The sequence below is a fragment of the Streptococcus sp. HMSC074B11 genome, from assembly GCF_001808705.1.
GTDB lineage: Bacteria > Bacillota > Bacilli > Lactobacillales > Streptococcaceae > Streptococcus.
Genome location: NZ_KV794239.1, coordinates 1 through 636 on the forward strand (window position 1 = coordinate 1; position 636 = coordinate 636).

The 636-nt window shown below is 39.0% G+C and carries 1 protein-coding gene; it reads right to left on the minus strand.

From position 1 onward, the window contains the following. Positions 1–21 precede the first annotated feature (21 nt). A complete protein-coding gene (gene tnpA / locus HMPREF2619_RS01695; protein ID WP_070458570.1) occupies positions 22–486 on the minus strand; it encodes an IS200/IS605 family transposase in 465 nt (154 codons plus the stop codon). Positions 487–636 lie beyond the last annotated feature (150 nt).

Below are 636 nucleotides of genomic sequence, written 5' to 3' on the forward strand. Positions count from 1 at the left end.
CCTCTTAAAGAGGCGTGAGTATTACTTACCACTATCCCTAAAGGGATCCTCATATTCTTTTACACTCAATTTATCTAGTGCTATATCATACTTTTCCTGATCTTGAATATATTTCTTAATTGTGGCTTCATTAAGCCCTACTGTACTCACATAGTAACCTTCTGCCCAGAAATGCCGATTCCCAAACTTGTACTTGAGATTAGCGTGTTTGTCAAACATCATGAGTGCACTTTTACCTTTTAAATAACCCATGAAACTTGAAACACTTATCCTCGGTGGAATACTGACTAACATATGTACATGATCAGGCATTAAATGGCCCTCGATAATCTCAACACCTTTATAACTACATAATCGGCGGAATATTTCTCCCAAACTACTTCGATATTGATTATAAATGACTTTTCGTCTATACTTAGGGGTGAACACAATGTGATACTTACAGTGCCACTTTGTGTGTGATAAACTATGTGTCTTTTGTGCCATGGTTTTCTCCTTTCGCTTTACAATTGGCTTGAACACCTTTATTGTATCGCGTTTGGAGTTTTTTTGGTATAACCTTCGACGCGCACCCGCATAGCGGGTGGTTTATTTGTCTCGCATCTCACGGAGCGAGACGGACTGAAAGTCGCATAA